The 24,535-nt window shown below is 65.6% G+C and carries 21 protein-coding genes and 1 pseudogene; 13 read left to right on the top strand and 9 right to left on the bottom strand.

The genetic code is table 11. The features are described from left to right. Positions 1 to 148: 148 nt before the first annotated feature. From V3B46_RS02810 to V3B46_RS02820, 3 genes are read left to right on the top strand one after another with little or no spacing between them, the layout of a single operon-like run. Positions 149 to 805 (top strand): TetR/AcrR family transcriptional regulator, encoded by a 657-nt coding sequence (locus V3B46_RS02810; protein ID WP_154353640.1) that lies wholly within the window; start codon positions 149 to 151, stop codon positions 803 to 805. After that, positions 805 to 2,073, top strand: a complete 1,269-nt coding sequence (locus tag V3B46_RS02815) for an efflux RND transporter periplasmic adaptor subunit (RefSeq protein WP_049422071.1) — start codon at positions 805 to 807, stop codon at positions 2,071 to 2,073. The genes V3B46_RS02810 and V3B46_RS02815 overlap by 1 nt, the downstream gene beginning before the upstream one ends. A 15-nt stretch (positions 2,074 to 2,088) precedes the next feature. Continuing rightward, on the top strand, positions 2,089 to 5,262 hold the full coding sequence (locus V3B46_RS02820; protein WP_164171341.1) for a multidrug efflux RND transporter permease subunit: 3,174 nt from the start codon (positions 2,089 to 2,091) through the stop codon (positions 5,260 to 5,262). Between the two features lie 221 nt (positions 5,263 to 5,483). On the opposite strand, the gene V3B46_RS02825 is transcribed toward V3B46_RS02820, so the two are convergent. Then, positions 5,484 to 5,747 carry a hypothetical protein gene (locus V3B46_RS02825; protein WP_329891082.1) on the bottom strand — a complete coding sequence of 88 codons (264 nt, stop codon included), beginning with the start codon at positions 5,745 to 5,747 and terminating at the stop codon, positions 5,484 to 5,486. A gap of 154 nt (positions 5,748 to 5,901) precedes the next feature. Next, the gene (locus V3B46_RS02830; protein WP_125892114.1) at positions 5,902 to 7,050 is read right to left on the bottom strand and encodes an acyl-CoA dehydrogenase family protein; all 1,149 of its coding nucleotides are present in this window, start codon (positions 7,048 to 7,050) and stop codon (positions 5,902 to 5,904) included. A gap of 153 nt (positions 7,051 to 7,203) precedes the next feature. On the opposite strand from V3B46_RS02830, the gene V3B46_RS02835 reads away from it, so the two are divergent. From V3B46_RS02835 to metH, 3 genes are read left to right on the top strand one after another with little or no spacing between them, the layout of a single operon-like run. Then, entirely contained in the window at positions 7,204 to 8,133 is a 930-nt protein-coding gene (locus V3B46_RS02835; RefSeq protein WP_032127664.1) for an ArsR/SmtB family transcription factor, read from the top strand. A gap of 13 nt (positions 8,134 to 8,146) precedes the next feature. Then, complete coding sequence (locus V3B46_RS02840) at positions 8,147 to 9,238, top strand: homocysteine S-methyltransferase family protein (protein WP_329891083.1); 1,092 nt, start codon at positions 8,147 to 8,149, stop codon at positions 9,236 to 9,238. Positions 9,239 to 9,295: 57 nt separating this feature from the next. Continuing rightward, complete coding sequence (gene metH, locus V3B46_RS02845) at positions 9,296 to 11,980, top strand: methionine synthase (RefSeq protein WP_329891084.1); 2,685 nt, start codon at positions 9,296 to 9,298, stop codon at positions 11,978 to 11,980. 71 nt (positions 11,981 to 12,051) lie between these two features. On the opposite strand, the pseudogene V3B46_RS02850 reads toward metH, so the two are convergent. From V3B46_RS02850 to V3B46_RS02875, 6 genes and pseudogenes are all read right to left on the bottom strand, one after another. Next, positions 12,052 to 12,225 (bottom strand): annotated as a pseudogene (locus tag V3B46_RS02850) (hypothetical protein); the annotation flags it as partial. Positions 12,226 to 12,273: 48 nt separating this feature from the next. Next, entirely contained in the window at positions 12,274 to 12,963 is a 690-nt protein-coding gene (locus V3B46_RS02855; RefSeq protein WP_154352930.1) for a DUF2058 domain-containing protein, read from the bottom strand. A gap of 10 nt (positions 12,964 to 12,973) precedes the next feature. Continuing rightward, the gene (locus V3B46_RS02860; RefSeq protein ID WP_019660397.1) at positions 12,974 to 13,213 is read right to left on the bottom strand and encodes a SlyX family protein; all 240 of its coding nucleotides are present in this window, start codon (positions 13,211 to 13,213) and stop codon (positions 12,974 to 12,976) included. Then, entirely contained in the window at positions 13,206 to 14,555 is a 1,350-nt protein-coding gene (locus V3B46_RS02865; protein WP_154352931.1) for a UDP-glucose dehydrogenase family protein, read from the bottom strand. Before V3B46_RS02865 ends, V3B46_RS02860 begins: the two co-directional genes overlap by 8 nt. Before the next feature lie 23 nt (positions 14,556 to 14,578). Then, positions 14,579 to 15,556, bottom strand: a complete 978-nt coding sequence (locus tag V3B46_RS02870; protein ID WP_019337358.1) for an FKBP-type peptidyl-prolyl cis-trans isomerase — start codon at positions 15,554 to 15,556, stop codon at positions 14,579 to 14,581. A gap of 96 nt (positions 15,557 to 15,652) precedes the next feature. Next, positions 15,653 to 16,240, bottom strand: a complete 588-nt coding sequence (locus V3B46_RS02875) for a glutathione peroxidase (RefSeq protein ID WP_154352932.1) — start codon at positions 16,238 to 16,240, stop codon at positions 15,653 to 15,655. Between the two features lie 613 nt (positions 16,241 to 16,853). Here V3B46_RS02875 and V3B46_RS02880 point away from each other — a divergent pair. From V3B46_RS02880 to V3B46_RS02905, 6 genes are all read left to right on the top strand, one after another. Next, positions 16,854 to 17,213 carry a GntR family transcriptional regulator gene (locus tag V3B46_RS02880; protein WP_006453095.1) on the top strand — a complete coding sequence of 120 codons (360 nt, stop codon included), beginning with the start codon at positions 16,854 to 16,856 and terminating at the stop codon, positions 17,211 to 17,213. Beyond that, positions 17,213 to 18,088, top strand: a complete 876-nt coding sequence (locus tag V3B46_RS02885) for an ABC transporter ATP-binding protein (RefSeq protein WP_032130455.1) — start codon at positions 17,213 to 17,215, stop codon at positions 18,086 to 18,088. The genes V3B46_RS02880 and V3B46_RS02885 overlap by 1 nt, the downstream gene beginning before the upstream one ends. Further along, positions 18,085 to 19,113 carry an ABC-2 transporter permease gene (locus tag V3B46_RS02890; protein WP_154352933.1) on the top strand — a complete coding sequence of 343 codons (1,029 nt, stop codon included), beginning with the start codon at positions 18,085 to 18,087 and terminating at the stop codon, positions 19,111 to 19,113. Before V3B46_RS02885 ends, V3B46_RS02890 begins: the two co-directional genes overlap by 4 nt. 67 nt (positions 19,114 to 19,180) lie before the next feature. After that, positions 19,181 to 20,026 (top strand): DUF4097 family beta strand repeat-containing protein, encoded by an 846-nt coding sequence (locus V3B46_RS02895; protein ID WP_329891085.1) that lies wholly within the window; start codon positions 19,181 to 19,183, stop codon positions 20,024 to 20,026. 31 nt (positions 20,027 to 20,057) lie between these two features. Further along, positions 20,058 to 20,663, top strand: a complete 606-nt coding sequence (locus V3B46_RS02900) for a YggN family protein (protein WP_125437294.1) — start codon at positions 20,058 to 20,060, stop codon at positions 20,661 to 20,663. Between the two features lie 106 nt (positions 20,664 to 20,769). Then, positions 20,770 to 21,195, top strand: a complete 426-nt coding sequence (locus V3B46_RS02905; protein ID WP_125892130.1) for a hypothetical protein — start codon at positions 20,770 to 20,772, stop codon at positions 21,193 to 21,195. 103 nt (positions 21,196 to 21,298) lie between these two features. Here V3B46_RS02905 and V3B46_RS02910 read toward each other — a convergent pair whose 3' ends face one another. Beyond that, on the bottom strand, positions 21,299 to 22,726 hold the full coding sequence (locus V3B46_RS02910) for a class II fumarate hydratase (RefSeq protein WP_329891086.1): 1,428 nt from the start codon (positions 22,724 to 22,726) through the stop codon (positions 21,299 to 21,301). A gap of 292 nt (positions 22,727 to 23,018) precedes the next feature. Here V3B46_RS02910 and purB point away from each other — a divergent pair, with 292 nt between their 5' ends. After that, the gene (gene purB / locus V3B46_RS02915; protein ID WP_329891087.1) at positions 23,019 to 24,386 is read left to right on the top strand and encodes an adenylosuccinate lyase; all 1,368 of its coding nucleotides are present in this window, start codon (positions 23,019 to 23,021) and stop codon (positions 24,384 to 24,386) included. Positions 24,387 to 24,535 lie beyond the last annotated feature (149 nt).

The following is a 24,535-nucleotide window of genomic DNA, read 5'->3' on the forward strand; positions in this document are numbered from 1 at the left end:
GTTTAGACGCCTATTCAGTTCGCACCGGTATGGTGCTGGCGCCTGCTTCAGCACTGCCGACAGGATCGGCAAAGCGTGTTACCGGAAGACACACGCAGCGACGCCGATTCGATTCCACAATCCTGAACTGGACGGTATAGTCCACCGCGTGAACCCGGCCTACCTCCCCGTTGCCCTCGACGCACGCGATGAGCGCGTGTTCGATGCCGTGCGCGAGCTGTTGGCCCAGCAGGGCATGCAGATGAGCATGGACGCGGTGGCCCAGCATGCCGGCTGCTCCAAGCAGACCCTGTACTCGCGCTACGGCAGCAAGCAGGAACTGCTGCGCCGGGTGATGCAGCGCCATGTCGGCCACGCTACCGGCGCCATGGTTCGTGCACTCCGCACTGACGACCTGCGTGCCAGCCTGCTCCAGTTCGCCACCGACTTCCTGGAGCATTTCAACCAACCGCACGTAGGGCAGGCCTGTCGGCTGATCGCCGCCGACGCAGCCCAGTTTCCCGAAGAGGCGCGTACGCTGTACCGGCATGGTGCCGGCGCGCTGACGCTTCATCTTGCTGAATGGATTGAAACCGTTTGCATGCGTGGCCAGCTCCGGCATGACGACCCGCACTTCATGGCCGAACTGCTGCTGAGCATGATCGCCGGTCAGGATTTCGACAAACAGCGTTTCCATACCCCCCATCGTGATGACGCGCAGCTGCGTCGGCGCTGGGCAGAGTTCTCCGTCGACAGCTTCCTGCGCGCCTTCGCGCCTCAGCCGTCTGCGGCCCCATCTTCAAACCAACCCCGGAGTTCCTCCTGATGACCGCCCCACTCCGCACCCTTGCCTTGACGTGCGCCGTTGCTGTCGCGCTGGCTGCCTGCAAGAAGCCGGAACAGCAGACGCCCCCGCCGCCGGAGGTGGGCGTGATCGACGCCAAGCCGCAGACCCTGCCGCTGCAGCGTGAGCTGGTCGGCCGCCTGTCGCCGTTCCGCAGCGCCGACGTGCGCGCGCGCGTGCCGGGCGTACTGCTCAAGCGCGTCTACCAGGAAGGCTCGCAGGTCAAGCAGGGCCAGCCCCTGTTCCTGATCGACCCGGCGCCGCTGCGTGCTTCGCTCAATGCCTCCGAGGCCCAGCTGGCCTCGGCCCGCGCCACCTACGCCAATGCCAAGGTGGCCGCGGACCGCGCGCGTTCGCTGGCGCCGCAGCAGTTCGTCTCCAAGTCCGACCTGGACAACGCCGAATCGGCCGAGCGCACCGCACTGGCCGCGGTCAAGCAGGCCGAAGCGGCGGTGACCTCCTCGCGCATCAGCCTGGGCTACACCGAAGTGACCGCGCCGATCAGCGGCGTGGCCAACAAGCAGCAGGTCACCGAAGGCGCGCTGGTCGGCCAGGGCGATGTGACCCTGCTGACCACCGTCGACCAGCTCGACCCGCTGTACGTGAACTTCTCGCTGAGCGTGGACGAACTGACCCAGCTGCGCGCGCAGCAGGCCAAGGGTGCGCTGGCGCTGTCCGGTGACGGCAAGGCCACGGTCAACGTCAAGCTGGCCGACGGCAGCACCTACAGCGAGCCGGGCACGCTGGACTTCTCCTCGACCACGGTCGACCCGGCCACCGGCGCGGTGTCGCTGCGTGCGCTGCTGCCGAACCCGCAGCAGATCCTGCTGCCGGGCGCCTTCGTCAGCTTCCAGGCCAACCTGGGCGAGCGCAACAACGCCTACCTGGTGCCGCAGCAGGCGCTGTTGCGTGACACCACCGGCGGCTACGTGATGGTGGTCGGTGCCGACGGCAAGGTGGTGCGCAAGAACGTGAAGACCGATGGCGCGCAGAACGGCAACTGGCTGGTCAGCGACGGCCTGGCCGCCGGTGACAAGGTGATCGTGGCCGGCGTGCAGAAGGTCAAGGAAGGTGCACCGGCAGTCGCCAAGCCGTGGACCCCGGGGCAGGACGCCAACGGCAAGCCTGCCGCAGGCGGCGCCGCTCCGGCGGGCGCAGCTCCGGCCGCAGGCAAGGCACCGGCCGACGCGGCCAAGCCCGAGCAGGCCGATGCGGCCAAGCCGGCCGCCACCGATTCGAACAAGCAGTAACGGGAACCTTCCGTCATGCCTAAATTTTTCATCGAACATCCAGTCTTCGCCTGGGTGGTTGCGATCCTGATCTCGCTCAGCGGCGTGATCGCGATCCTCAACCTGGGCGTGGAGTCCTATCCCAACATCGCCCCGCCACAGGTCACCGTCTCGGCGACCTACCCGGGCGCCAGTGCGGACACCACCGAGAAATCAGTCACCCAGGTGATCGAGCAGCAGCTGACCGGTATCGATCACCTGCTGTACTTCAGTTCCTCGTCCGCCTCCAACGGCCGCGCGCAGATCACCCTGACCTTCGAGACCGGCACCGATCCGGACATCGCCCAGGTGCAGGTGCAGAACAAGGTCTCGCTGGCCACGCCACGACTGCCTTCGGAAGTGACCCAGCAAGGCGTGGTGGTGGCCAAGGCCAACGCCGGCTTCCTGATGGTGATCGCGCTGCAGTCCGATACGCCGGCCATCAACCGTGACGCCCTGAACGACATCGTGGGTTCGCGCGTGCTCGACCAGGTCTCGCGTATTCCCGGCGTCGGCAGCACCCAGCAGTTCGGTTCCGAGTACGCCATGAACATCTGGCTGAACCCGGAAAAGATGCAGGGATATGGCCTGTCGGCCAGCCAGGTGCTGGCCGCGGTGCGTGCGCAGAACGTGCAGTTCGCCGCCGGTGCGCTGGGTTCTGACCCGTCGCCGGAAGGCCAGCACTTCACCGCCACGGTGTCGGCCGAAGGCCGCTTCAGCTCGCCGCAGGAGTTCGAGAACATCATTCTGCGCGCCAACGCTGACGGCTCGCGCGTGCTGCTGAAGGACATCGCCCGCGTTGCCTTCGGTGCCAACAACTACGGCTTCGACACCCAGTACAACGGCAAGCCGACCGGCGCCTTTGCCATCCAGCTGCTGCCGGGCGCCAACGCCCTGAACGTGGCCGATGCGGTGCGCGCCAAGATGGACGAACTGCAGCCCAGCTTCCCGTCCGGGGTGACCTGGTTCTCGCCGTACGACAGCACCACCTTCGTCAAGATCTCCATCCAGGAAGTGGTCAAGACACTGTTTGAAGCGGTGTTCCTGGTGTTCCTGGTGATGCTGATCTTCCTGCAGAACTTCCGCGCCACCCTGATCCCGACCCTGGTCATCCCGGTGGCCCTGCTAGGCACCTTCCTGGGCATGTGGATGATCGGCTTCACGATCAACCAGCTGACCCTGTTCGCGATGGTGCTGGCGATCGGCATCGTGGTCGACGACGCGATCGTGGTGATCGAGAACGTCGAACGCATCATGACCGAGGAAGGCCTGGCGCCGAAGCCGGCCACGCAGAAGGCGATGACCCAGATCACCGGCGCGGTGGTGGCGATCACCGTCGTGCTGGCCGCGGTGTTCATCCCGTCCGCCCTGCAGGGCGGCGCCGCCGGTGAGATCTACAAGCAGTTCGCGCTGACCATCGCCATCTCGATGGCGTTCTCGGCGTTCCTGGCACTGGGCTTCACCCCGGCGCTGTGCGCGACCTTCCTCAAGCCGACGCACAACGACAACCCGAACATCGTCTACCGCACCTTCAACAAGTACTACGACAAGATCAGCCATACCTATGTGGGCCACATCACTTCGGCGGTTCGCCATGCGCCGCGCTGGATGATCCTGTTCGTGGTGCTGACCGCGCTGTGCGGCTTCCTGTTCACCCGCATGCCGGGCAGCTTCCTGCCGGAAGAAGACCAGGGCTATGCGCTGGCGATCGTGCAGCTGCCGCCGGGCTCGACCAAGGGCCAGACCAACGAAGTGTTCGCGCAGATGCGTGGCATCCTGGAAAAGCAGGATGGCTATGAAGGCATGCTGCAGGTCGCCGGCTTCAGCTTCGTCGGTTCCGGCGAGAACGTGGGCATGGGCTTCATCCGCCTGAAGCCGTGGGAGGAACGCAAGTTCACCGCGCCCGAGTTCATCCAGAACATGAACGGCGCGTTCTACGGCATCAAGGAAGCGCAGATCTTCGTGGTCAACCTGCCCACCGTGCAGGGCCTCGGCCAGTTCGGCGGCTTCGACATGTGGCTTCAGGACCGCAGCGGTGCCGGCTACGAGCAGCTGACCCAGGCGCGCAACATCCTGCTCGGCAACGCCGCGCAGAAGCCCGAGGCACTGGTCGGCGTGCGTCCGAACGGACTGGAAAACGCCCCGCAGCTGCAGCTGCACGTGGACCGCGTGCAGGCGCAGTCGATGGGCATGTCGGTGTCGGACGTGTACAGCACCATCCAGCTGATGCTGGCCCCGGTGTACGTCAATGACTTCTTCTACGAAGGCCGCATCAAGCGCGTGACCATGCAGGCCGATGGCCCGTATCGCACCGGCCAGGAGTCGCTGAAGAGCTTCTACAGCCCGTCCAGCCTGACCAAGAATGCCGACGGCACCAACGCGATGATCCCGCTCAACACGGTGGTCAAGTCCGAATGGGTGTCGGCACCGCCGTCGCTGAGCCGCTACAACGGCTACTCGGCGATCAACATCGTCGGCTCGCAGGCCCCGGGCACCAGCTCGGGTGAGGCGATGCAGACCATGGAGAGCATCGTCAACGACGATCTGCCGGCCGGCTTCGGCTACGACTGGTCGGGCATGTCCTACCAGGAAATCCTGGCCGGCAACGCCGCGACGCTGCTGCTGGTGCTGTCCATCGTGGTGGTGTTCCTGTGCCTGGCGGCCCTGTACGAAAGCTGGTCGATCCCGGTGGCGGTGCTGCTGGTCGTGCCGCTGGGCGTGCTCGGTGCCCTCGGCCTGTCGATGCTGCGCGGCCTGCCCAACGATCTGTTCTTCAAGATTGGCCTGATCACCGTGATCGGCCTGGCGGCGAAGAACGCGATCCTGATCGTGGAGTTCGCGGTGGAGCAGCGCGCAGCAGGCAAGAACCTGCGCGATGCCACCATCGAGGCGGCTCGCCTGCGCTTCCGCCCGATCCTGATGACCTCGTTCGCGTTCATCATGGGCGTGATCCCGATGGCGATCTCCACCGGCGCCGGCGCCAACTCCCGCCACGCCATCGGTACCGGCGTGATCGGCGGCATGCTGTTCGCCACCCTGCTCGGCCTGCTGATGATCCCGGTGTTCTTCGTGGTCGTCCGCCGCATGCTGGGTGACAAGCTGGATGAACCGTCCAAGGAATTCATGGAACGCCAGCGCGATGCAGATGCTGCACACCGTCCGGATCGTTGATCCAGCGGTGAGTTGAAACGAGAAAGGCCTCGGAGCAATCCGGGGCCTTTTTTCTTGCCGCTTTTGAATCCATGCCAACCAAGGTTGGCATCTACCAGGACAACGGCATGCCCGAAGGTTGGCATCCACCAGAGCAACGGCATGCCCGAAGGTTGGCATCCACCAGAGCAACGGCATGCCCGGTAGCCGCCAACCTTGGTTGGCGCTGTTCGGGCAACGTCTCAGCGCAGCAGCGCAACCACCGCGCACACCGCCACGATCACCAGTGCAGCCCACTGCATCGGCACGAAGAAGAAGTGATGGGGTGCGGCCACACCCTTCTGCCGGGGCGCACGGTTGAGCCACAGACCCAGCAGTACGTTCACCGCTGCGCCGATGCCTGCACCCAACAGAACCTGCGCCAGCGGCGTGTTGCCCTTGGAGCCTTCATGCGGGAAGAAGTACGCCAGCAGCAGGATGGCTGCAATCGGCGTCACCAGCGTCATGAATCCCCAACCACGATAGATCATATTTGCAGACCGCGTAAAAACGGCCTGCATTGGAACAGATCGGGTATCGCTCGGCCAAGTGGACCGTGTATCCACGTATGGCGTGGAACTACTGGCCGCGCCGCCGTTGCAGCGGCGCGGCCGTTGCGACTCAGCGCAGCCCGGTCTCGTTGCGGGCGATCACCAGACGCTGGATTTCCGAGGTGCCTTCGTAGATCTCGGTGATCTTGGCATCACGGAAGTAGCGCTCCAGCGGCATTTCCTTCGAATACCCCATGCCGCCATGAATCTGCACGGCCTGGTGGGTGATCCACATCGCCGCTTCCGAGGCGGTCAGCTTGGCCACAGCCGCTTCCGTGCTGAAGCGCTTGCCCTGGCCCTTCACCCATGCCGCGCGCAGGGTCAGCAGCAGGGCTGCGTCCAGCTTGCACTTCATGTCGGCGATCTTGGCCTGGGTCATCTGGAAGGTGCCGATGGCTGCACCGAATGCCTTGCGCTCCTTCACGTACGCCAGGGTCGCTTCATAGGCAGCACGGGCGATGCCGATGGCCTGCGAGGCGATGCCGATGCGACCGGCATCGAGCACGCTCATGGCGATCTTGAAGCCTTCGCCTTCCTGGCCCAGCACATCCTCAGCCTGCGCCACGTAATCGTTGAACTCGATCTCGCAGGTGGCCGAAGCACGGATGCCGAGCTTCGGCTCGGTCTTGCCACGGCCGAAGCCCGCCTTGTCGGTATCGATCAGGAATGCGGTGATGCCGCGCGCGCCCTTGTCCGGCTCGCTCATTGCGAACAGCACGATGTACTTGGCCACCGGGCCGGAGGTGATCCAGCTCTTCTTGCCATTGATGACGAAGGTGCCATCGGCCTGCTTCACTGCACGGCAGCGCATGGCGGTGGCGTCCGAACCGGACTGCGGCTCGGTCAGCGCGAACGCGCCGATGGCCTCGCCTTCGGCGATGGCACGCACATACTTCTGCTTCTGTTCCTCGGTACCGTGGGTGAGGATGCCGTTGCAGAACAGCGAGTTGTTGACCGACATGATGGTCGAATGGGCAGCGTCGGCGGCGGCGACCTCCACCATCGCCAGCACGTACGCCACCGGGTCCATGCCCGCGCCACCGTATTCGGTCGGCACTTCGATGCCCATCAGGCCGTTTTCGCCCAGCAGGCGGATGTTGTCCAGCGGGAACTCGCCGGTGCGGTCATGGTGCTCCGCGCTGGGGGCGATCTTTTCCTGCGCGATGCGCCGCGCCACGTCCTGCAGCATCAACTGTTCTTCAGTAAAGCTGAAATCCACAACACCCTCCCGGGTACATGAAGTTATGGGCCGCGCACCGCGCGCCCAGGTGCCTCGATTGTACCGGGGCCCGCCAGTTTCCGTACGCCAGCGACTTGACCGCGGAAGGTCTTCTCGGCGAATATATCTCTATATCGCGATAGGTAGATATTTATGGATCTGGAAGACTGGTCGACCCGCCTCAAGGTGTTCGCTGATGCCACCCGCGTGCGCCTGCTGGCGCTGCTGGAGCAGGAGGAACTGACCGTGGCCGAACTGTCGGCGATCACCCGGCTGGCACAGCCGCGGGTGTCCACCCACCTGGCGCGCCTGAAGGAAGCCGGCCTGGTCCGCGACCGCCGTGCGGGCGTGTCGGCCTATTACCGCTTCGACGAGGCCCAGCTGGACCCGGCGCAGCGTGCATTGTGGCATGCCTTGAGCAATGGAAGCGACGACCCGTTGCTGCGGCAGGACGCTGAACGTGTCGCCGCCGTGCTGGCCCACCGCGCCTCCGACCAGAACTGGGCCGACAGCGTGGCCGGCGACATGGAGCGCCACTACTCCCCGGGCCGCACCTGGGAGGCGCTGGCGCGCACGGCGCTGCCGCTGCTGGAGACCGGCGACGTGCTGGATATCGCCTCCGGTGATGGCGTGCTGGCCGAACTCGTCGCGCCGCATGCCAAGCGCTACATCTGCATCGATACCAGCGCGCGCGTGGTTGCTGCCGCCAGCGAGCGCCTGCGCCGCCTGCCCAATGTGGAAGTACGCGAAGGCGACATGCATGCGCTGCCGTTCAAGGACGGCAGCTTCGACCTGGTGGTGCTGATGCATGCACTGACCTACGCCAGCAAACCGGCGCAGGCGGTGACCGAAGCCGCACGCGTGCTGCGCTCCGGCGGCCGCCTGCTGCTGTGCAGCCTGGCCCGCCACGAGCACAAGGCGGCGGTGGAGGCCTACGGCCACGTCAACCTCGGCTTCAGCGACAAGGAGCTGCGCAGGTTCGTCGACAAGGCCGGCCTGCAGGTATCCAGCCTGGAGACGGTCACCCGCGAAAAGCGCCCGCCGCACTTCGAAGTGATTTCGCTGATCGCCAACAAGCCCTGAGCCCGAGATCGCCATGCCTGCCCTGCCCTGGTTGCATCCTGATCGTGCCAACGCCCTGCTCGACGCCCTGCGCGAGCGGATCCTGATCATCGACGGCGCGATGGGCACCATGATCCAGCGCCATGGCCTGCAGGAAGACGACTACCGCGGCGAGCGCTTCGCCGGTGGCTACGATCATGTGCATGGCCCCGCTTGCGACCACGGCACACCGGAAGGTCACGATCTCAAAGGCAACAACGATCTGCTGCTGTTGACCCGGCCGCAGGTCATCGCCGACATCCACACCGCCTATCTCGAAGCCGGTGCGGATCTGGTCGAGACCAACACCTTCAACGCCACCTCGGTCAGTCAGGCCGACTACCACCTCGAACACCTGGTGTACGAATTGAACAAGGCTGGCGCAGCGGTGGCACGCGCCTGCTGCGATACGGTAGCCGCAACCACACCAGGCAAGCCACGCTTCGTGATCGGAGTGATCGGCCCGACCAGCCGCACCGCCTCGATCAGTCCCGATGTCAACGATCCGGGCTTTCGCAACACCAGCTTCGACGAGCTTCGCGACACGTACCGCGAAGCCATTGACGGCCTGATCGACGGCGGCGCCGACACCATCATGGTCGAGACCATCTTCGACACGCTCAATGCCAAGGCCGCGCTGTATGCACTGGAGGAGGCCTTCGATGCACGCGGCGCAAGGTTGCCCGTGATGATCTCCGGCACCATCACTGATGCCTCGGGACGCACGCTGTCCGGGCAGACCGCCGAGGCCTTCCACGCGTCGCTCGCGCATGCGCGCCCATTGTCGATCGGCCTGAACTGCGCACTGGGTGCCGATGCGATGCGCCCGCACGTGGAAACCCTTTCGCAGGTCGCCGACTGCTACGTCAGCGCGCACCCCAACGCAGGCCTGCCCAATGCCTTCGGCGAGTACGACGAGACGCCCGAGGACATGGCCAGCACCCTGCGCGGTTTCGCCGAGGATGGCCTGTTGAACCTGGTCGGTGGCTGCTGTGGCTCCACCCCTGACCACATCCGCGCAATCGCCGAGGCCGTGGCCGGGCTGCCGCCGCGCGCCCTGCTCGGTATCCAGGAGCAGGCCGCATGAATGTCGCCGCCACCGTTCCGCACTTCCCGCCCTATTGCTGTTGAGCTGACGCCTGCCATGACGCCTGTCCGCCCTACCCGCCTGTCCGGCCTGGAACCTCTGGTCATCACTCCGGACCTGCTGTTCATCAACGTCGGCGAGCGCACCAACGTCACCGGCAGCGCGCAGTTCCGCAAGCTCATCAAGGAAGGCCGCTACGAAGAAGCGGTGGACGTGGCCCGCCAGCAGGTGGCCAGCGGCGCGCAGATCCTCGACGTCAACATGGACGAGGGCCTGATCGATTCGGAAGCGGCGATGACCCGCTACCTCAACCTGATCATGTCCGAGCCGGACATCGCCCGTATTCCGGTGATGGTCGACTCCTCCAAGTGGAGCGTGATCGAGGCCGGCCTGAAGTGCCTGCAGGGCAAGAGCGTGGTCAATTCGATCTCGCTGAAGGAAGGCGAGGCGCTGTTCCGCGAGCACGCACGCAAGGTCCTGCGCTATGGCGCGGCCGCGGTGGTGATGGCATTCGACGAAAGCGGCCAGGCTGACACCTGCGCACGCAAGGTCGAGATCTGCACCCGCGCCTACCGCATCCTGGTCGACGAGATCGGATTCCCACCGCAGGACATCATCTTCGACCCGAACATCTTCGCCGTCGCCACCGGCATCGAAGAGCACGACAACTATGCGGTGGACTTCATCGAAGCCACCCGCATCATCAAGCAGACGCTGCCGCACTGCCATGTGTCCGGCGGTGTTTCCAACGTCTCGTTCTCGTTCCGCGGCAACGAAACGGTGCGCCAGGCCATCCACTCGGTGTTCCTGTACCACGCCATTGCCGCCGGCATGGACATGGGCATCGTCAACGCCGGCGCCATGCCGATCTACGACGAGCTGGAACCGGAACTGCGCGAGCGCGTGGAGGATGTGATCCTCAACCGCCGCAGCGATGCCACCGAGCGCCTGCTGGAAATCGCCGAGCGCTACAAGGGCAAGAAGGGCGCGGCGAAGACCGAAGACCTCGCCTGGCGCGAGAAGCCGGTGGCGCAGCGCCTGGCGCACGCGCTGGTGCACGGCCTGGATGCCTTCGTGGAAGAAGACACCGAACTGGCCCGGCAGGCGTCCAGCCGCCCGCTGGACGTGATCGAAGGTCCGTTGATGGATGGCATGAACGTGGTCGGCGACCTGTTCGGCGCCGGCAAGATGTTCCTGCCGCAGGTGGTGAAATCCGCGCGCGTGATGAAGAAGGCCGTGGCCTACCTGCTGCCCTACATCGAGGCCGAGAAGGCGCGCAGTGGCGACACCGCCAAGAGCAACGGCAAGATCATCATGGCCACGGTGAAGGGTGATGTGCATGACATCGGCAAGAACATCGTCGGCGTAGTCCTGGCCTGCAACAACTTCGAGGTGGTCGACCTTGGCGTGATGGTGCCGGCGCAGAAGATCCTCGATGCCGCGCGCGAGCACAACGCCGACCTGATCGGCCTGTCCGGCCTGATCACTCCATCACTGGAAGAGATGAGCCACGTGGCCCGGGAGATGCAGCGCCAGGGCTTCGACCTGCCGCTGCTGATCGGTGGAGCGACCACCTCGCGCGCGCACACCGCGCTGAAGATCGACCCACATTACAAGGCGCCCACGGTGTGGGTGAAGGACGCCTCGCGCGCGGTCGGCGTGGCCCAGTCGCTGATCTCGCGTGACCTGCGCGAGGCCTTCGTAGCCGCCAACGAGGCCGACTATGCCGAGATCCGCGCGCGCCATCGCAACCGTGGCGATGCCAAGCGCCTGGTTTCGCTGGAACACGCGCGTGGGCAGAAATTCCAGGGCGGCTGGGACACCTACACGCCGCCGGCACCGAACCAGCCCGGCCTGCACGTATTTGACGACTACCCGCTGGCCGAACTGGTCGACTACATCGACTGGACGCCGTTCTTCCAGGCCTGGGAGCTGGCCGGCAAGTTCCCGGCCATCCTCACCGACGAAATCGTCGGCACCCAGGCCAGCGATCTGTACAGGGACGCCCGCGCGATGCTTGAGCGCATCGTCAATGAGAAATGGCTGACCGCCAAGGCCGTGTTCGGCCTGTGGCCGGCGAACAGCATCGGCGACGACGTGCGCGTGCAGCACCCGCAGGGCGAGACCACCCTGCACTTCCTGCGCCAGCAGGTGGACAAGCCGGCCGAGCGCCCGGATTTCTGCCTGGCCGATTTCATCGCCCCGGCCGACAGCGGCAAGCAGGATTGGATCGGGGCCTTCGCCGTCACTGCCGGCATCGGCATCGACGCGCACGTAGCGCGCTTCGAAGCCGACCACGATGACTACAACGCGATCCTGCTGAAGGCCCTCGCCGATCGCTTCGCCGAAGCGCTGGCCGAGCGCCTGCACCAGCGCGTGCGCATCGATTTCTGGGGCTACGACCATGCCGAGACACTGGACAACGAGGCGCTGATCGACGAGCAGTACAGCGGCATCCGTCCGGCACCCGGCTATCCCGCCTGCCCCGAGCACAGCGAGAAGCGCCGCCTGTTCGACCTGCTGCAGGCGGAAGCCAACGCCGGCATGGAACTGACCGAGAGCTTCGCGATGCTGCCTACGGCGGCCGTGTCGGGCTACTACTTCAGCCATCCGCAGAGCCAGTACTTCGTGGTCGGCCGCCTCAGCCGCGAGCAGGTCAGCGATTACGCCCGCCGCAAGGGCGTGGACCGCGCCCAGGCCGAGCGCTGGCTGGCCTCCAACCTCGACTACGACCCCGAATGACACAAAAAGGGGACGGAGGGGATTAAGTCGTTTTGGGCACAAACGACTTAATCCCCTCCGCCCCCTTTTCGGCGGTGCACCGACGCGCTGACCACGAACCCGGAAACGACGAAGAACACGTCTACGCCGGTGAACCCGCCCGGCAACCAGGCCCGGTCCAGGTGGAACACGATGACGGCCAGCACGGCAATCGCGCGCAGGCCGTCAATGTGCGGCACGTAGCCACGGCTTGGACCAGCGGTCACCCCTTCCACCCAACCGCGGGAGCAGTGCCGTCCGCGGTGGTTGCGCCTTTACCAGACCAGGTCGTCCGGCACCTGGTACTGCGGGTCCGCGTACGGATCTTCCTCGGCCGGCGCATTCGGATCGACCTTCAGCGCCACCGAGGCGGCGAACACCGCCTCGGACTGTGCCAGCACTTCGGCGGTGACCAGCAGGTAGCGGCCATTGAGCTGGACCACACCCAGCTCACCGGCATTGAGCGCGGTCAGCTGCTCGGCGGTCACATAGATGCGCTTGATCTTGCCGCCATACGGGAAGTGGCGGGCAATGTCGGCATCCTCGGCATTCAGGCCCTTGTCCTTCAGCAGCTCTTCCAGCTTGGCCTTCGCCTCGCGGCGCACGCGCGCTTCTTCCTGCTTCAGGCGCTCGGTCTCGATGCGCTCTTCCTTCTCCCGCTGCGCACGGATGGCATAGGCCTTGGCCAGGTCCATCTCTTCGGTGCTGCGCGGCTTGCGCGGGCCCTGCTGGCCCTGGCCACCGCGCGCATGCCCGCCGGGCTTGCCCGCGCCATGGCCCTGCCCACGACGCTCGCCGGGCTTGTGCTCGCCCTTGACTGCGCCCTGCGGCTTTCCATTGCCGTTGCCGTTGCCACCCTTGCCCTGCGGGCGGCCATCACGGCGGGGGCCATCATTCTTGCGCTCGGGCTTGGGTGCGGGCTTGAAGCCCAGGCCCATCAGCTGGTCGCGGAGGGTATCGCTCATAGGATTCGGATCAGTAGTGCGGCGGCGGCGGTTCGCTCGCCGGATCGGAAGAATTCAGTGCGTTGCGGACCTTGCCCAGGTCTTCCAGCAGCACGCGCAGCACATCGGCGTTGCGCATGCCCTGCATGCGGGCATCAGCCAGCGCGTCGCTCAGCTCGGCCAGCGCCTGTTCCTGGAAGGACACGCGCATTTCCAGCTCGACCAGGCGCGCTTCCAGCGCCTGCTCGCGTTCAGTGGGCAGATCAGACATGCAACGAGCGCCCCCGGCCAATGCCGTAGTACGCAAGACCTGCGGCTTCCACTTCGCCCGGCTCATACAGGTTGCGGCCGTCGAACACCGCCGCATCCTTCAGCTGCTCGCGCAGCTTCTGGAAGTCGGGGCTGCGGAACTGCTTCCACTCGGTCACCACGACCAGCGCGTCGGCACCCTGCAGCGCTTCATCGGCACTGTTGCAGAACACCAGGTCATCGCGTTCGCCGAAGATGCGCTGCGACTCGTGCATCGCCTCCGGATCGTAGGCACGCACCGTCGCACCGCCTTCCCACAGCTGCGCCAGCAGTCGACGGCTGGAGGCCTCACGCATGTCGTCGGTGTTCGGCTTGAAGGCCAGGCCCCATACGGCGAAGGTCTTTCCACGCACGCCCTCGTCCTCGCCCTTGTCGTAATGACGCTGGATGAGGGCAAACAGATGGCCCTTCTGCGCATCGTTGACCGCTTCAACCGCATTGAGCAGCTTTGGCTCAAGGCCATACTGCTGGGCGGTACGGGCCAATGCCTGCACGTCCTTGGGGAAGCACGAGCCGCCGTAACCGGCACCCGGATAGATGAAGTGCCAGCCGATGCGTGGATCCGAACCAATGCCCTGGCGGACCTGCTCGACGTCGGCACCCACGCGTTCAGCGATGTTGGCGATTTCATTCATGAACGAAATCTTGGTTGCCAGCATCGCATTGGCGGCGTACTTGGTCAGTTCGGCCGAACGCACGTCCATTTCCACCACGCGGTCGTGGTTGCGGTTGAACGGCGCGTACAGGCGACGCATCACCGCCACCGACTCTTCGTTCGCCGCACCGATGATGATGCGGTCCGGGCGCATGCAGTCCGCAACCGCATCGCCTTCCTTCAGGAATTCCGGGTTGGACACCACGTCGAAGGCGATGTCCGCGCCACGCGCGGCCAGCTCTTCGGCAATGGCGGCACGCACCTTGTCGGCGGTGCCGACCGGCACCGTCGACTTGTTCACCACCACGGTCGGCACGCTCATGTGCCGGCCAATGGTTCGGGCTACGGCAAGCACGTATTGAAGATCGGCACTGCCATCCTCGTCCGGCGGCGTACCAACGGCGATGAACACCACCTGGCCGTGATCGATGGCGGCCGCGGCATCCGTGGTGAACGCCAGCCGCGCTGCGGCATGGTTGGCCTTCACCATCGGCTCCAGGCCGGGTTCATAGATCGGGATGATGCCCTGGTTGAGGCCTTCCACCTTGGCCTGGTCGATATCGACACAGACCACCTGATGACCAACATCGGCCAGGCAGGTACCGGTCACCAGTCCAACGTAGCCGGTACCGAAAATCGCAACGCGCATGTCCGTATTCGCTCCTGAATGACTTACGGCAGAACGCCCAGCAGCTCGACGTCGAACGTCAGAGTCGCGTTCGGGCCGATCGGGCCGCCCGGGGTGCCGTTCTCACCGTAGGCGAGTTCGCCCGGGATCCAGAAGCGGTACTTCGAACCGACCGGCATCAGCGCGACGCCTTCGGTCCAGCCCTTGATCACCTGGTCCAGACCGAACTCGGCCGGCTGGCGGCCGTAGGAACTGTCGAACACAGTGCCGTTGAGCAGCTTGCCTTCGTAGTTCACGCGCACCTTGCTGCTCGGCAGCGGGCGCTCGCCGCTACCCGGGCGGATCACCTGGTACTGCAGGCCCGACGAGGTGGTCACCACGCCCGGCTGGGTCTTGTTCTTGGCCAGGAACGCGTTGCCTTCCGTGCGGTTGGTCTGCGCAGCCTGGGCGGCCTTGGCCTGCATTTCAGCCTGCTTGGCACCCATGAAGGCCTGGATGGTGGCGGTCGCGTCAGCTTCCGTCATCTTTGGCTGGCCCTTGGTCAGGCCGGTGCTGATTGCGTCAAACAGCGAGGCGACATCGATATCGTCCTTCAGCTGCGCCAGCGACGGACCCACCGAGTAGGAGCCGATCATCTGCGACACCTTGACGCGGTCGACCTTCGGCGGCTGCGAGCCCGGCGCCACGCCCGGCACCTGCTGGCCGCTGCGGGCCATCACCACCTGGCGCAGAGCGGCATCGGTGGCCTTGGCCTGTTCCTGGGTGATCTGCGGCTGCAGGCCCTCGAACGAACGCTCAACGGCGGTGCGCAGGGCGGCCACATCGATCTCATCGGCGATCGGGGTGAACGACTTGGCGACATCAAGGCCGATGGCGTAGCCGAGCTTCTGCTTGGGGGAATTCAAGGTTGCGGTCTCCTTGGCGGCTGCGGGGGCAGCCGGTTGTTGCGACAGAGCGACACCCGAAGTGCCCATCGCCAGAATCAGAACCGACGCCGCGGCGCCGCGCATTCCCATCTTCATTCGCTGCATTCCTGGAAGTGTCTGGGCGCCGACGTCGGCGCGAAAAGAAGCATTGTCGCACGCATGCCGTCGATGTCGAGGCATGCGTGCCGGATATCAACGCGTGGCGGCTGCCGCCAACGCCTTGTCGATGGCCGCGGTCAGCTGCGGATCGTCCGGCGTCACCTTGCTGGCGAACTGGGCAATGACCTTGCCATCGCGGCCCACGAGGTACTTGTGGAAGTTCCAGGCCGGCGCAACGCCGGTCGCTGCGGTCAACCGCTGGTACAGCGGCGTGGCCTGCGTGCCGACCACATGCACCTTCTCGAACATCGGGAACTTGACGCCGTAGGTCAGGGTGCAGAAGTCCTGGATCTGCTTCTCGTCACCCGGCTCCTGGCCCTTGAAGTCATTGGAAGGAAAGCCCAGCACCGCAAAACCGCGGCCTGCATAGCGCTTCTGCAGCGCCTCCAGCCCTTCGTACTGCGGCGTGTAGCCGCACTTGCTGGCGGTGTTGACCACCAGCAGTACCTGCCCGTGATAGCGCTGCTGCAGATTCACCTGCTGCTTGCTGGCCAACGGCCGGTATTCCAGATCGAGCAGGTCGGCCGCCAGCGCACTGGCGGAACCGGCGACGCCGGCCACCATCAGGGCCAGCAGGGACAGGCCGCGCAGGCGGCACGGGGAAACGGTCGGCAGGGGCATCAGAGGCGGTCCGCGGTAGCCATTCACAAGGCCCGGGCCAGTGCTGGCCGGGAATCGGCCGAACTATAGCACCGGGCTCTGGAGCCCTGATGGCACAGGTCCTCCCCGGGCTTTGCGCGGCGTGGCGAATGTGCTGCCCGGGCGCCATTGAAGGCGCAGTGATGACATAGCATGGACATCACTGAATGGAAGGCCGTCCCGGAAAGCCCACTACAGAATATTAATTTCCCTTTTAAATCAATAGACTAAAGGGATGTTTCAGCAATCTGACCACCCCTGCCATCAGTTGGGGACGGCAAGGGGTTGCACGTAGGCGTGCCGGTGTTATAGTTGCATACAACACCAGTCACCTGAGACAGGGGGAAGCCATGAACGTCCGGATCCGTCGCAACCTCACCGCACCCGCGGCCGTCGCTGTTTCGACCCTGCTCGTGCTGGCCTGGTGGGCCACGCCCACCGACCCTGCTTCCGCCGCTGCTGTAGGTGCACAGGACGCGACCCTCTCCCCCGCAGGGAACGCCCCCTCCTCCTCCCCTCCCCCGCGTCGGCTGCACAGCGCGCTGTCCATGCCGTATTTCTCGTTCGCCCAGCCGCTGACCCCACGGAGCTGAATATGAGCGACATCCAGTGGAGCGACGGCGCTCCCATCTACCGTCAGTTGAAGGAGCGCGTGATTGCCATGATGCTCGACGGAATCCTCAAGCCGGGCGATGCCCTGCCTTCGGTGCGCCAGGTGGCCGCCGACTATCAACTCAACCCCATCACCGTTTCGCGCGCTTACCAGGAGCTGGCCGACGAAGGCCTGGTCGAGAAGCGCCGCGGCCTGGGCATGTTCATGACCGAGCAGGCGGCCACGCAGCTGCGCAGCAGCGAGCGCGACCGTTTCCTCAACGAAGAATGGCCGGCGGTTCTGGAGCGCATCCAGCGCCTGGGCCTGAGCCTCGACGAATTGCTGCCCCAGGGGAAAGTCTGATGAATAGCACTGCAAGTGAGTCGGTCATCACCGCCCGAGGCCTGCGCAAGGCCTACAAGACCACGGTCGCCCTCGACAACGCCAGTTTCAGCATTCCAAGCGGGCGCATCGTCGGCCTGATCGGGCCCAATGGCGCCGGCAAGACCACCGCGCTGAAGGCCATTCTTGGGCTGACCTCGGTGGAGGGTGAACTGAGCGTGCTCGGCCGCGACCCGCGACTGCACCGCGACGAACTGATGAATGACATCTGCTTCATCGCCGACGTCGCCGTGCTACCGCGCTGGCTGAAGGTCCGCGAAGCGATCGATTTCGTGGCCGGCGTCCACCCGCGCTTCGACCGCGCCCGCTGCGAGCGCTTCCTGGCCAACACCAAGCTGCAGCCGAAGCAGCGCGTGCGCGAGCTGTCCAAGGGCATGATCGTGCAGCTGCACCTGGCGCTTGTGATGGCCATCGATGCCCGCATCCTGGTGCTGGACGAGCCGACCCTCGGCCTGGACATCCTGTACCGCAAGGAGTTCTACCAGCGCCTGCTGGAAGACTACTTCGACGAACAGAAAACCATCATCGTCACCACCCACCAGGTGGAGGAGATCGAGCACATCCTCAGCGACGTGATGTTCATCCGCGACGGCCGCATCGTGCTCGACGCGGAAATGGACGACGTCGGCCAGCGCTATACCGAGCTGCTGGTCAATGCCGACCAGCTGGACACCGCGCGCGCCCTGAAGCCGATCGACGAGCGCAGCCTGGCGTTCGGCAAGACGGTGATGCTGTTCGATGGCGTGCCGCGCACCCAGCTTTCCTCTCTCGGCGAGACCCGCATCCCGGGCCTGGCCGACCTGTTCGTCGCCATCATGAAGGGGACCTACGCATGAATGCCGTCAACCACCCCGTCAGCCCGATCGGCACCCTGCGCTGGCTGCTCAAGCGCGAGTACTGGGAGAACCGCGGAGGCTTCCTGTATGCCCCGTTGATCGCGGGCCTGATCTCACTGGCGATGAGCATCGCCGGCATTGCCTTCGGCCTGTTCGCGCTGAACCGTGCAGCACGCGACGGCGGCCTGCACATCGATGGCGAGAACGTGAACATCAACGGCCTTAACCTGGCCCTGCTCACCCGTGACATCAGTGCCAAGGACCTTGCTGATCTTGGCAACGGCCTGGACCTGACTCTGGTACTCAGTTCAAGTTGGCCGTTCGTGGTGCTGGCCTTCGTCGTGTTCTTCTACTGCCTGGGCGCCCTGTACGACGATCGCCGCGACCGCAGCATCCTGTTCTGGAAGTCGTTGCCGCTGTCGGACACGCAGACCGTGCTGTCCAAGGTGATCAGCGCGCTGATCGTGGCACCGTTGATCGCGGTCATCGCCGGCATCCTCACCATGTTCGGCTTCATGCTGATCATCAGCGCCGTCGCGCTGCTGCACGGTGGCAGCCCGATGACCCTGATCTGGGGCCCGGCCAGCCCGCTGACCCTGGCCGCTGGGCACCTGTCCTGGATTCCGGTCTATGCCCTGTGGGCCCTGCCCACCGCAGGCTGGCTGCTGCTGTGCTCGGCATGGGCCAGGAGCAAGCCGTTCCTGTGGGCGGTGATGTTGCCGCTGTTTGCCGGCATCATTGTCAGCTCCACCAAGATGATGCCGCTGTTCGGCCTGACCACCGGCTGGTTCTGGCAGAACATCGTCGGCCGCCTGCTGCTGGGCGGCGTACCCGGCATGGACCTGCTATATCGCCTCGGCGCCGACGAAGCATCGCGTCGCGATCTGGACTCGGTCGTCAGCCTGATGTCCCCCGCCTCGCAGCTGAAGTCGCTGGCGATGCCGGAGCTTTGGATCGGCGCCGTCGTCGGTGCAGTGTTCATCTTCCTTGCCATCCGCCTGCGCAAGCGGGCCGGCGAGATCTGATCCCATCCATCCGGAGGCACCACCCATGCGTTCTTTGCTCGCCTGTTCTGCGTTGTTGCTGTAGCCGTTGTCGGCGCTGGCCGCCGATGCTCCGAACTGCAAGTTCACTGCCGCCCGCGCACTGAAGCTGGACGTGGCCGGTGCCAGGACGGTGGTGTTCGAGGTCAACCAGCATGACCTGAAGGTGGTCGCCAGCGCTGGCGGCGGCCAGCTGGACGGCCGCGCCTGCGCATCCAGCCAGGAATGGCTGGACCAGCTGGTGCTGGAGCAGCGCAAGGTCGGCGACAAGCTGGTGGTGAGCCTGCGCCGCGACGGCCGCCAAAGCGGCATCAGCCTGGGCAACAGCTACGCCTGGCTGGATATCCGTGGCAGCGTGCCGGACAACATGCCGCTGCAGTTCAAGATCGGCTCGGGCGATGCCAGCGTGGAGAACGCACAGTCGCTGAGCGTGGACGTGGGTTCCGGTGACGCCGTGGTCCGCGGTACCCGCGGCAGCATCCACGCAGCAGTGGGTTCGGGCGACCTCAACATCGATGGCGGCAGGTCCCTGAATCTGCTGTCGCTGGGTTCCGGCGACGTCACCGTACGCAACATCAGCGGCGATGCCAGCACCGGTACCGTCGGCTCCGGTGACCTGAAGATCAGCGATGTGCGTGGCAACGCGCGGCTGGATACCGTGGGCTCGGGTGATATCGAGTTCAAACGCGTGCAGGGCGGCGTTGAAGTGGGCGTGGTCGGCTCCGGCGGGGTCGATCTGGCCGACATCGGTGGCAATGTGCATGTCCGCAGTCACGGCTCGGGCGATATCAACGTCGACGGCGTGCGCGGCACCCTGACCGTTGACCACAGCGGCAGCGGTGACGTCAATCATCGCAACGTCAGCGGCCGGGTCACTCTGCCGCGCAGCAAGTAAACCCTCTTCCAGACACTACCAGGGGAACACCATGAACCTGTTGCGCCTGTTGCCCGCTGTGCTGCTGTCCCTGCCGCTGATCGCCTGCGGCGGCACGTCGTCAGCACCCGACAAGACCGTTGGCAAGAGTGTGGCCGAAGCCACAGGCGGCGTCGGCGAGACCGTCAAGAACGCCATGGACGATGCCCGCAAGGATATCGCCCAGGGCAACATCAAGATCTCGGCGGACAAGCAGCCGCGTGCGGAGATCACGCCGGATGGCCGCCTGCTGATCGCGGGCAAGGAGATCGCCGCCAACGATATCCAGCGCCGTCATCTGCAGGACTACCGCGGCCACGTGGTCGCCATCGCGATGGATGGCATGGATGTCGGCCTGGCCGGCGCCAAACTGGGTGCCAGTGCTGCCGGCGAAGCGCTGAAGGGCATTTTCAGCGGCGACAGCGAGGGTGTCGAAAAGCGCATCAATGCCGAAGCCGAGAAGATCGAAGCCCAGGCCAAGCGCATCTGCGACCGCCTTCCGGCGATGCTGGCCAGCCAGCAGGCGCTCGCACGTGAACTGCCGGCATTCAAGCCCTACGCGACCATGGACCAGGGCGACGTGGACGACTGCGGCAAGGACACCGTGGTCCAGCGCTAGGCCTGTGACAGATCAGCGCACCCGGCCGGCAGTGGCGTCCGGCTGCCGGCCGTAGTGCGCCGCCGGGCTTACAATGGCGGCCCCGGACGCCCCCGAACCGAATGTCATGAAGAAGCTGTTTCTGCTGTTGACCGCCCTGCTCTGCCTCGGCCTGGCCGGCTGTGACCAGGAGTACCGCAACCACCGCGCCGAGCGTGGCAAGCCCAAGATTTCCGTCAGCGAAGGCATGGTCACCGTGCGTCGCCCGCCCGCGCCGAACATCATCATCCTCGCCGACGGCACGATGAAGATGGACGAGATCCAGATTCCGCTGGACGACGGACAGAAGCAGATGCTGCAGACCATGTTCGGCAAGCTGCAGGTGCTGCGCCAGAACACCCTGGTGGCCGCACCGGCCGATCCCAACATGCAGCCGGTGAAGATCCAGCCGCCGGAGGGCATGGACGTGATTCCGGCGGACCTGATCCAGCGCATCCCGGAGTTCAAGGATTACACCGACACCTTCGGCAACATCGTCGCCGACCGTCGTTGAAGAAAAACGCCGCCCGAGGGCGGCGTTCTTCGTTTCCGTAGAGTCGAGCCATGCTCGACTCCGGAACAACAATCGAGCGTGGCTCGACGCTACAACCGGCCGATCAACCGCCGGCGCCGCCGCCACCGGCCTGGATGCCACCGGCGGTCAGCGCGGTCGGGTCCAGCAGGCGACGCAGCTCGGCCTCCTCCAGTCCACTGTCCTCCAGCGCCACATCCAGCACCGGGCGCTGTTCCTTGTACGCACGCTTGGCAATCGCCGCAGCCTTCTCGTAACCGATGATCGGGTTAAGGGCGGTAACCAGGATCGGGTTGCGCGCCAGCGCCTCGGCAACGCGGTCCTCGCGCACCTTCAGCCCGGCGATCGCACTGTCGGCCAGCAGGGTGGAAACGTTGGCGAGCAGGCCGATGCCATCGAGCAGATTCACCGCGATCAGCGGCAGGGTGACGTTGAGCTGGAAGTTGCCGGTCTGCCCGGCCACGGTGATCGCGGTGTGGTGGCCGATCACTTGCGCGCAGGCCATCACCGTCGCCTCCGGAATCACCGGGTTGACCTTGCCCGGCATGATCGAGCTGCCCGGCTGCAGCGCCGGCAGTTCGATCTCGCCCAGCCCGGCCAGCGGACCGGCGTTCATCCAACGCAGGTCGTTGGCGATCTTGATCAGCGCCACCGCCAGCGCATTGAGCTGACCCGACAGCTCCACGGCATCGTCCTGCGCGGCCAGGCCTTCGAACTTGTTCTCGGCGCTGTCGAACTTGAAGCCGGTCTGCTGCTTCAGCGCCTTGGCCACCTGCGCGCCGAAACGCGGGTCGGCGTTGATGCCGGTGCCGATGGCGGTACCACCCAGCGGCAGCCGGCGCACGCGCTTGAGGCTGTCTTCGATACGCTCCTGCGCCGACGCCAGCTGCGCCGACCACGCGCCGAATTCCTGCTCGAAGGTGAGCGGCATCGCATCCATCAGGTGGGTGCGGCCGGTCTTGACCACCTTGCGCAGGCTGCGGCCCTTCTTGTCCAGGGTCTTGCGCAGGTGCACCAGCGCCGGCAGCAGCTGCTCGTGCGTCGCCAGCACCGCCGACACGCGTAGCGCGGTCGGAATCACGTCGTTGGAGCTCTGCCCCTGGTTGACGTGGTCATTGGGGTGCACGCTGGTCTTGCCCGCCTTGCCGGCACGGTTGGCCAGGGTGGCGATGACTTCGTTGGCATTCATGTTCGACGACGTGCCAGAACCCGTCTGGTAGACATCGATCGGGAACTGCGCGTCCCAGTTGCCGGCGGCCACTTCGGCGGCAGCGGTCTGGATGGCCTTGGCCACGTTCTTCGGCAGGTGGCCCAACTCTGCGTTGACGCCGGCGGCGGCGCCCTTGACCAGGCCCAGGGCACAGATGAAACCGCGCGGCATGCGCTGGCCCGACACCGGGAAGTTCTGCACGGCACGCTGGGTCTGGGCGCCCCACAGGGCGTCCGCAGGCACCTGCAGCTCGCCCATGCTGTCGTGTTCGATTCTGAAACCCTTGCTTGCAGCTTTGCTCATTGCATCAACTCCGCACTACTTCAGTTGGGGAAAGGGAAGCGGCGGCTGGCAGGGTGTCGCTTCCCGGGCTGGCGGCTGCGCCAACGATACTCCCTTGCCCGCAGCGTGGGATGACGAGGGCGGGCCAGATTGTTCCGTCCGCAGGGCCGTGTTGTAGAGCCGAGCCCACGCTCGGCTGCCCCCTGGGCGCCGGATTCTCCGAAGCAGCCGAGCGTGGGCTTGGCTTTACAGGGCACGCCTCGCCGGCACGTCGTAGAATATGGCCCCCGCCGCTCGCCCCAGCCCTGCCGACATGTCCGATTCCGCCCTGCTCGCCCTGTCCCCGCTCGATGGCCGCTATGCCGGCAAGGTCGACGCCCTGCGCCCGATCTTCTCCGAGTACGGACTGATCAAGGCCCGCATCACGGTCGAGGTGGAATGGCTGCTGGCCCTGGCGGCCGAGCCGGGCATCGTCGAACTGGCCCCGTTCTCCGACGCCGCCGTCGCCCGCCTGCGCGCGCTGGCCGCCAGCTTCAGCCCGGCCCAGGCCGCGCGCGTGAAGGAGATCGAGCGCACCACCAACCATGACGTCAAGGCGGTGGAGTACTTCATCAAGGAACAGCTGAAGGACGACGCCGAGCTGGCCCCGGCACTGGAATTCGTGCATTTCGCCTGCACCAGCGAAGACATCAACAACCTCAGCTACGGCCTGATGCTGGAACAGGCCCGCCGCGAAGTGCTGCTGCCGACTCTGGACGGCATCGCCAACAGCCTGCGCAGCCTGGCTCACGCCCAGGCCGGCCAGCCGATGCTGTCGCGCACCCACGGCCAGACCGCCTCGCCCACCACCCTGGGCAAGGAACTGGCCAACGTGGTCGCCCGCCTGGAACGCCAGCGCAGGCAGATCGCCGCCGTCGAACTGACCGGCAAGATCAACGGCGCGGTGGGCAACTACAACGCCCACATTGCCAGCTACCCTGACGTGGACTGGCCGGCATTCGCCGAGCGCTTCGTGACCAGCCTGGGCCTGGTGTTCAACCCGTACACCACGCAGATCGAGCCGCACGACAACATTGCCGAGATCGGCGATGCCGCCCGCCGCGCCAACATCATCCTGATCGACCTGGCCCGCGATATTTGGGGCTACGTGTCGCTGGGCTATTTCAAGCAGCGCCTGAAGGAAGGCGAAGTCGGCTCGTCGACGATGCCGCACAAGGTCAACCCGATCGACTTCGAGAACGCTGAGGGCAACTTCGGCATTGCCAACGCGCTGTTCGAGCACTTCAGCGCGAAGCTGCCGATCAGCCGCTGGCAGCGTGACCTGACCGACTCCACCGTGCTGCGTGCGCTGGGCACCGCGTTCGGTCACAGCCAGGTGGCGCTGGATTCGCTGGCCAAGGGCCTGGGCAAGCTGGAAGTGAACCCGCAGCGCCTGGACGCCGATCTGGACGCGGCCTGGGAAGTGCTGGCCGAAGCCGTGCAGACGGTGATGCGCCGCCACGGCCTGCCGAACCCGTACGAGCAGCTGAAGGCGCTGACCCGCGGCCAGGGCATCACGGCTGAATCGATGCGGGCGTTCGTGCAGGGGCTGGAGCTGCCGGCGGATGCGAAGCAGCGTCTGCTGGAGATGACCCCGGGCAGCTACACCGGTCTGGCCGAGGCGCTGGCGAAGAAGATTTAAGGGGTTTCCTTTGCGGCGGCGGCCGCGGGCGCTGCCTGCGGCAGGCAACGGCAACTGCAGAAGCAACGTCAAAAGCGGCTCTGGATTGCTGCGAGCTGGGCGGGGCGGGGTGGGGGGGGGGGGGGGGGCGGGGATCCCGGCGGGGGGGG

It is taken from the genome of Stenotrophomonas sp. SMYL11 (assembly GCF_036320005.1).
GTDB lineage: Bacteria > Pseudomonadota > Gammaproteobacteria > Xanthomonadales > Xanthomonadaceae > Stenotrophomonas > Stenotrophomonas maltophilia_A.

What these genes read in the sequence shown, in the direction of transcription:
- V3B46_RS02815 (WP_049422071.1), top strand. Translation starts at nt 805, where the DNA reads ATGACCGCCCCACTCCGCACCCTTGCCTTGACGTGCGCCGTTGCTGTC.
- V3B46_RS02820 (WP_164171341.1), top strand. Translation starts at nt 2,089, where the DNA reads ATGCCTAAATTTTTCATCGAACATCCAGTCTTCGCCTGGGTGGTTGCG.
- V3B46_RS02825 (WP_329891082.1), bottom strand. Translation starts at nt 5,747, where the DNA reads ATGACGCTGGTGACGCCGATTGCAGCCATCCTGCTGCTGGCGTACTTC.
- V3B46_RS02835 (WP_032127664.1), top strand. Translation starts at nt 7,204, where the DNA reads ATGGATCTGGAAGACTGGTCGACCCGCCTCAAGGTGTTCGCTGATGCC.
- V3B46_RS02840 (WP_329891083.1), top strand. Translation starts at nt 8,147, where the DNA reads ATGCCTGCCCTGCCCTGGTTGCATCCTGATCGTGCCAACGCCCTGCTC.
- metH (WP_329891084.1), top strand. Translation starts at nt 9,296, where the DNA reads ATGACGCCTGTCCGCCCTACCCGCCTGTCCGGCCTGGAACCTCTGGTC.
- V3B46_RS02855 (WP_154352930.1), bottom strand. Translation starts at nt 12,963, where the DNA reads ATGAGCGATACCCTCCGCGACCAGCTGATGGGCCTGGGCTTCAAGCCC.
- V3B46_RS02860 (WP_019660397.1), bottom strand. Translation starts at nt 13,213, where the DNA reads ATGTCTGATCTGCCCACTGAACGCGAGCAGGCGCTGGAAGCGCGCCTG.
- V3B46_RS02865 (WP_154352931.1), bottom strand. Translation starts at nt 14,555, where the DNA reads ATGCGCGTTGCGATTTTCGGTACCGGCTACGTTGGACTGGTGACCGGT.
- V3B46_RS02870 (WP_019337358.1), bottom strand. Translation starts at nt 15,556, where the DNA reads ATGAAGATGGGAATGCGCGGCGCCGCGGCGTCGGTTCTGATTCTGGCG.
- V3B46_RS02875 (WP_154352932.1), bottom strand. Translation starts at nt 16,240, where the DNA reads ATGCCCCTGCCGACCGTTTCCCCGTGCCGCCTGCGCGGCCTGTCCCTG.
- V3B46_RS02880 (WP_006453095.1), top strand. Translation starts at nt 16,854, where the DNA reads ATGAGCGACATCCAGTGGAGCGACGGCGCTCCCATCTACCGTCAGTTG.
- V3B46_RS02885 (WP_032130455.1), top strand. Translation starts at nt 17,213, where the DNA reads ATGAATAGCACTGCAAGTGAGTCGGTCATCACCGCCCGAGGCCTGCGC.
- V3B46_RS02890 (WP_154352933.1), top strand. Translation starts at nt 18,085, where the DNA reads ATGAATGCCGTCAACCACCCCGTCAGCCCGATCGGCACCCTGCGCTGG.
- V3B46_RS02900 (WP_125437294.1), top strand. Translation starts at nt 20,058, where the DNA reads ATGAACCTGTTGCGCCTGTTGCCCGCTGTGCTGCTGTCCCTGCCGCTG.
- V3B46_RS02905 (WP_125892130.1), top strand. Translation starts at nt 20,770, where the DNA reads ATGAAGAAGCTGTTTCTGCTGTTGACCGCCCTGCTCTGCCTCGGCCTG.
- V3B46_RS02910 (WP_329891086.1), bottom strand. Translation starts at nt 22,726, where the DNA reads ATGAGCAAAGCTGCAAGCAAGGGTTTCAGAATCGAACACGACAGCATG.
- purB (WP_329891087.1), top strand. Translation starts at nt 23,019, where the DNA reads ATGTCCGATTCCGCCCTGCTCGCCCTGTCCCCGCTCGATGGCCGCTAT.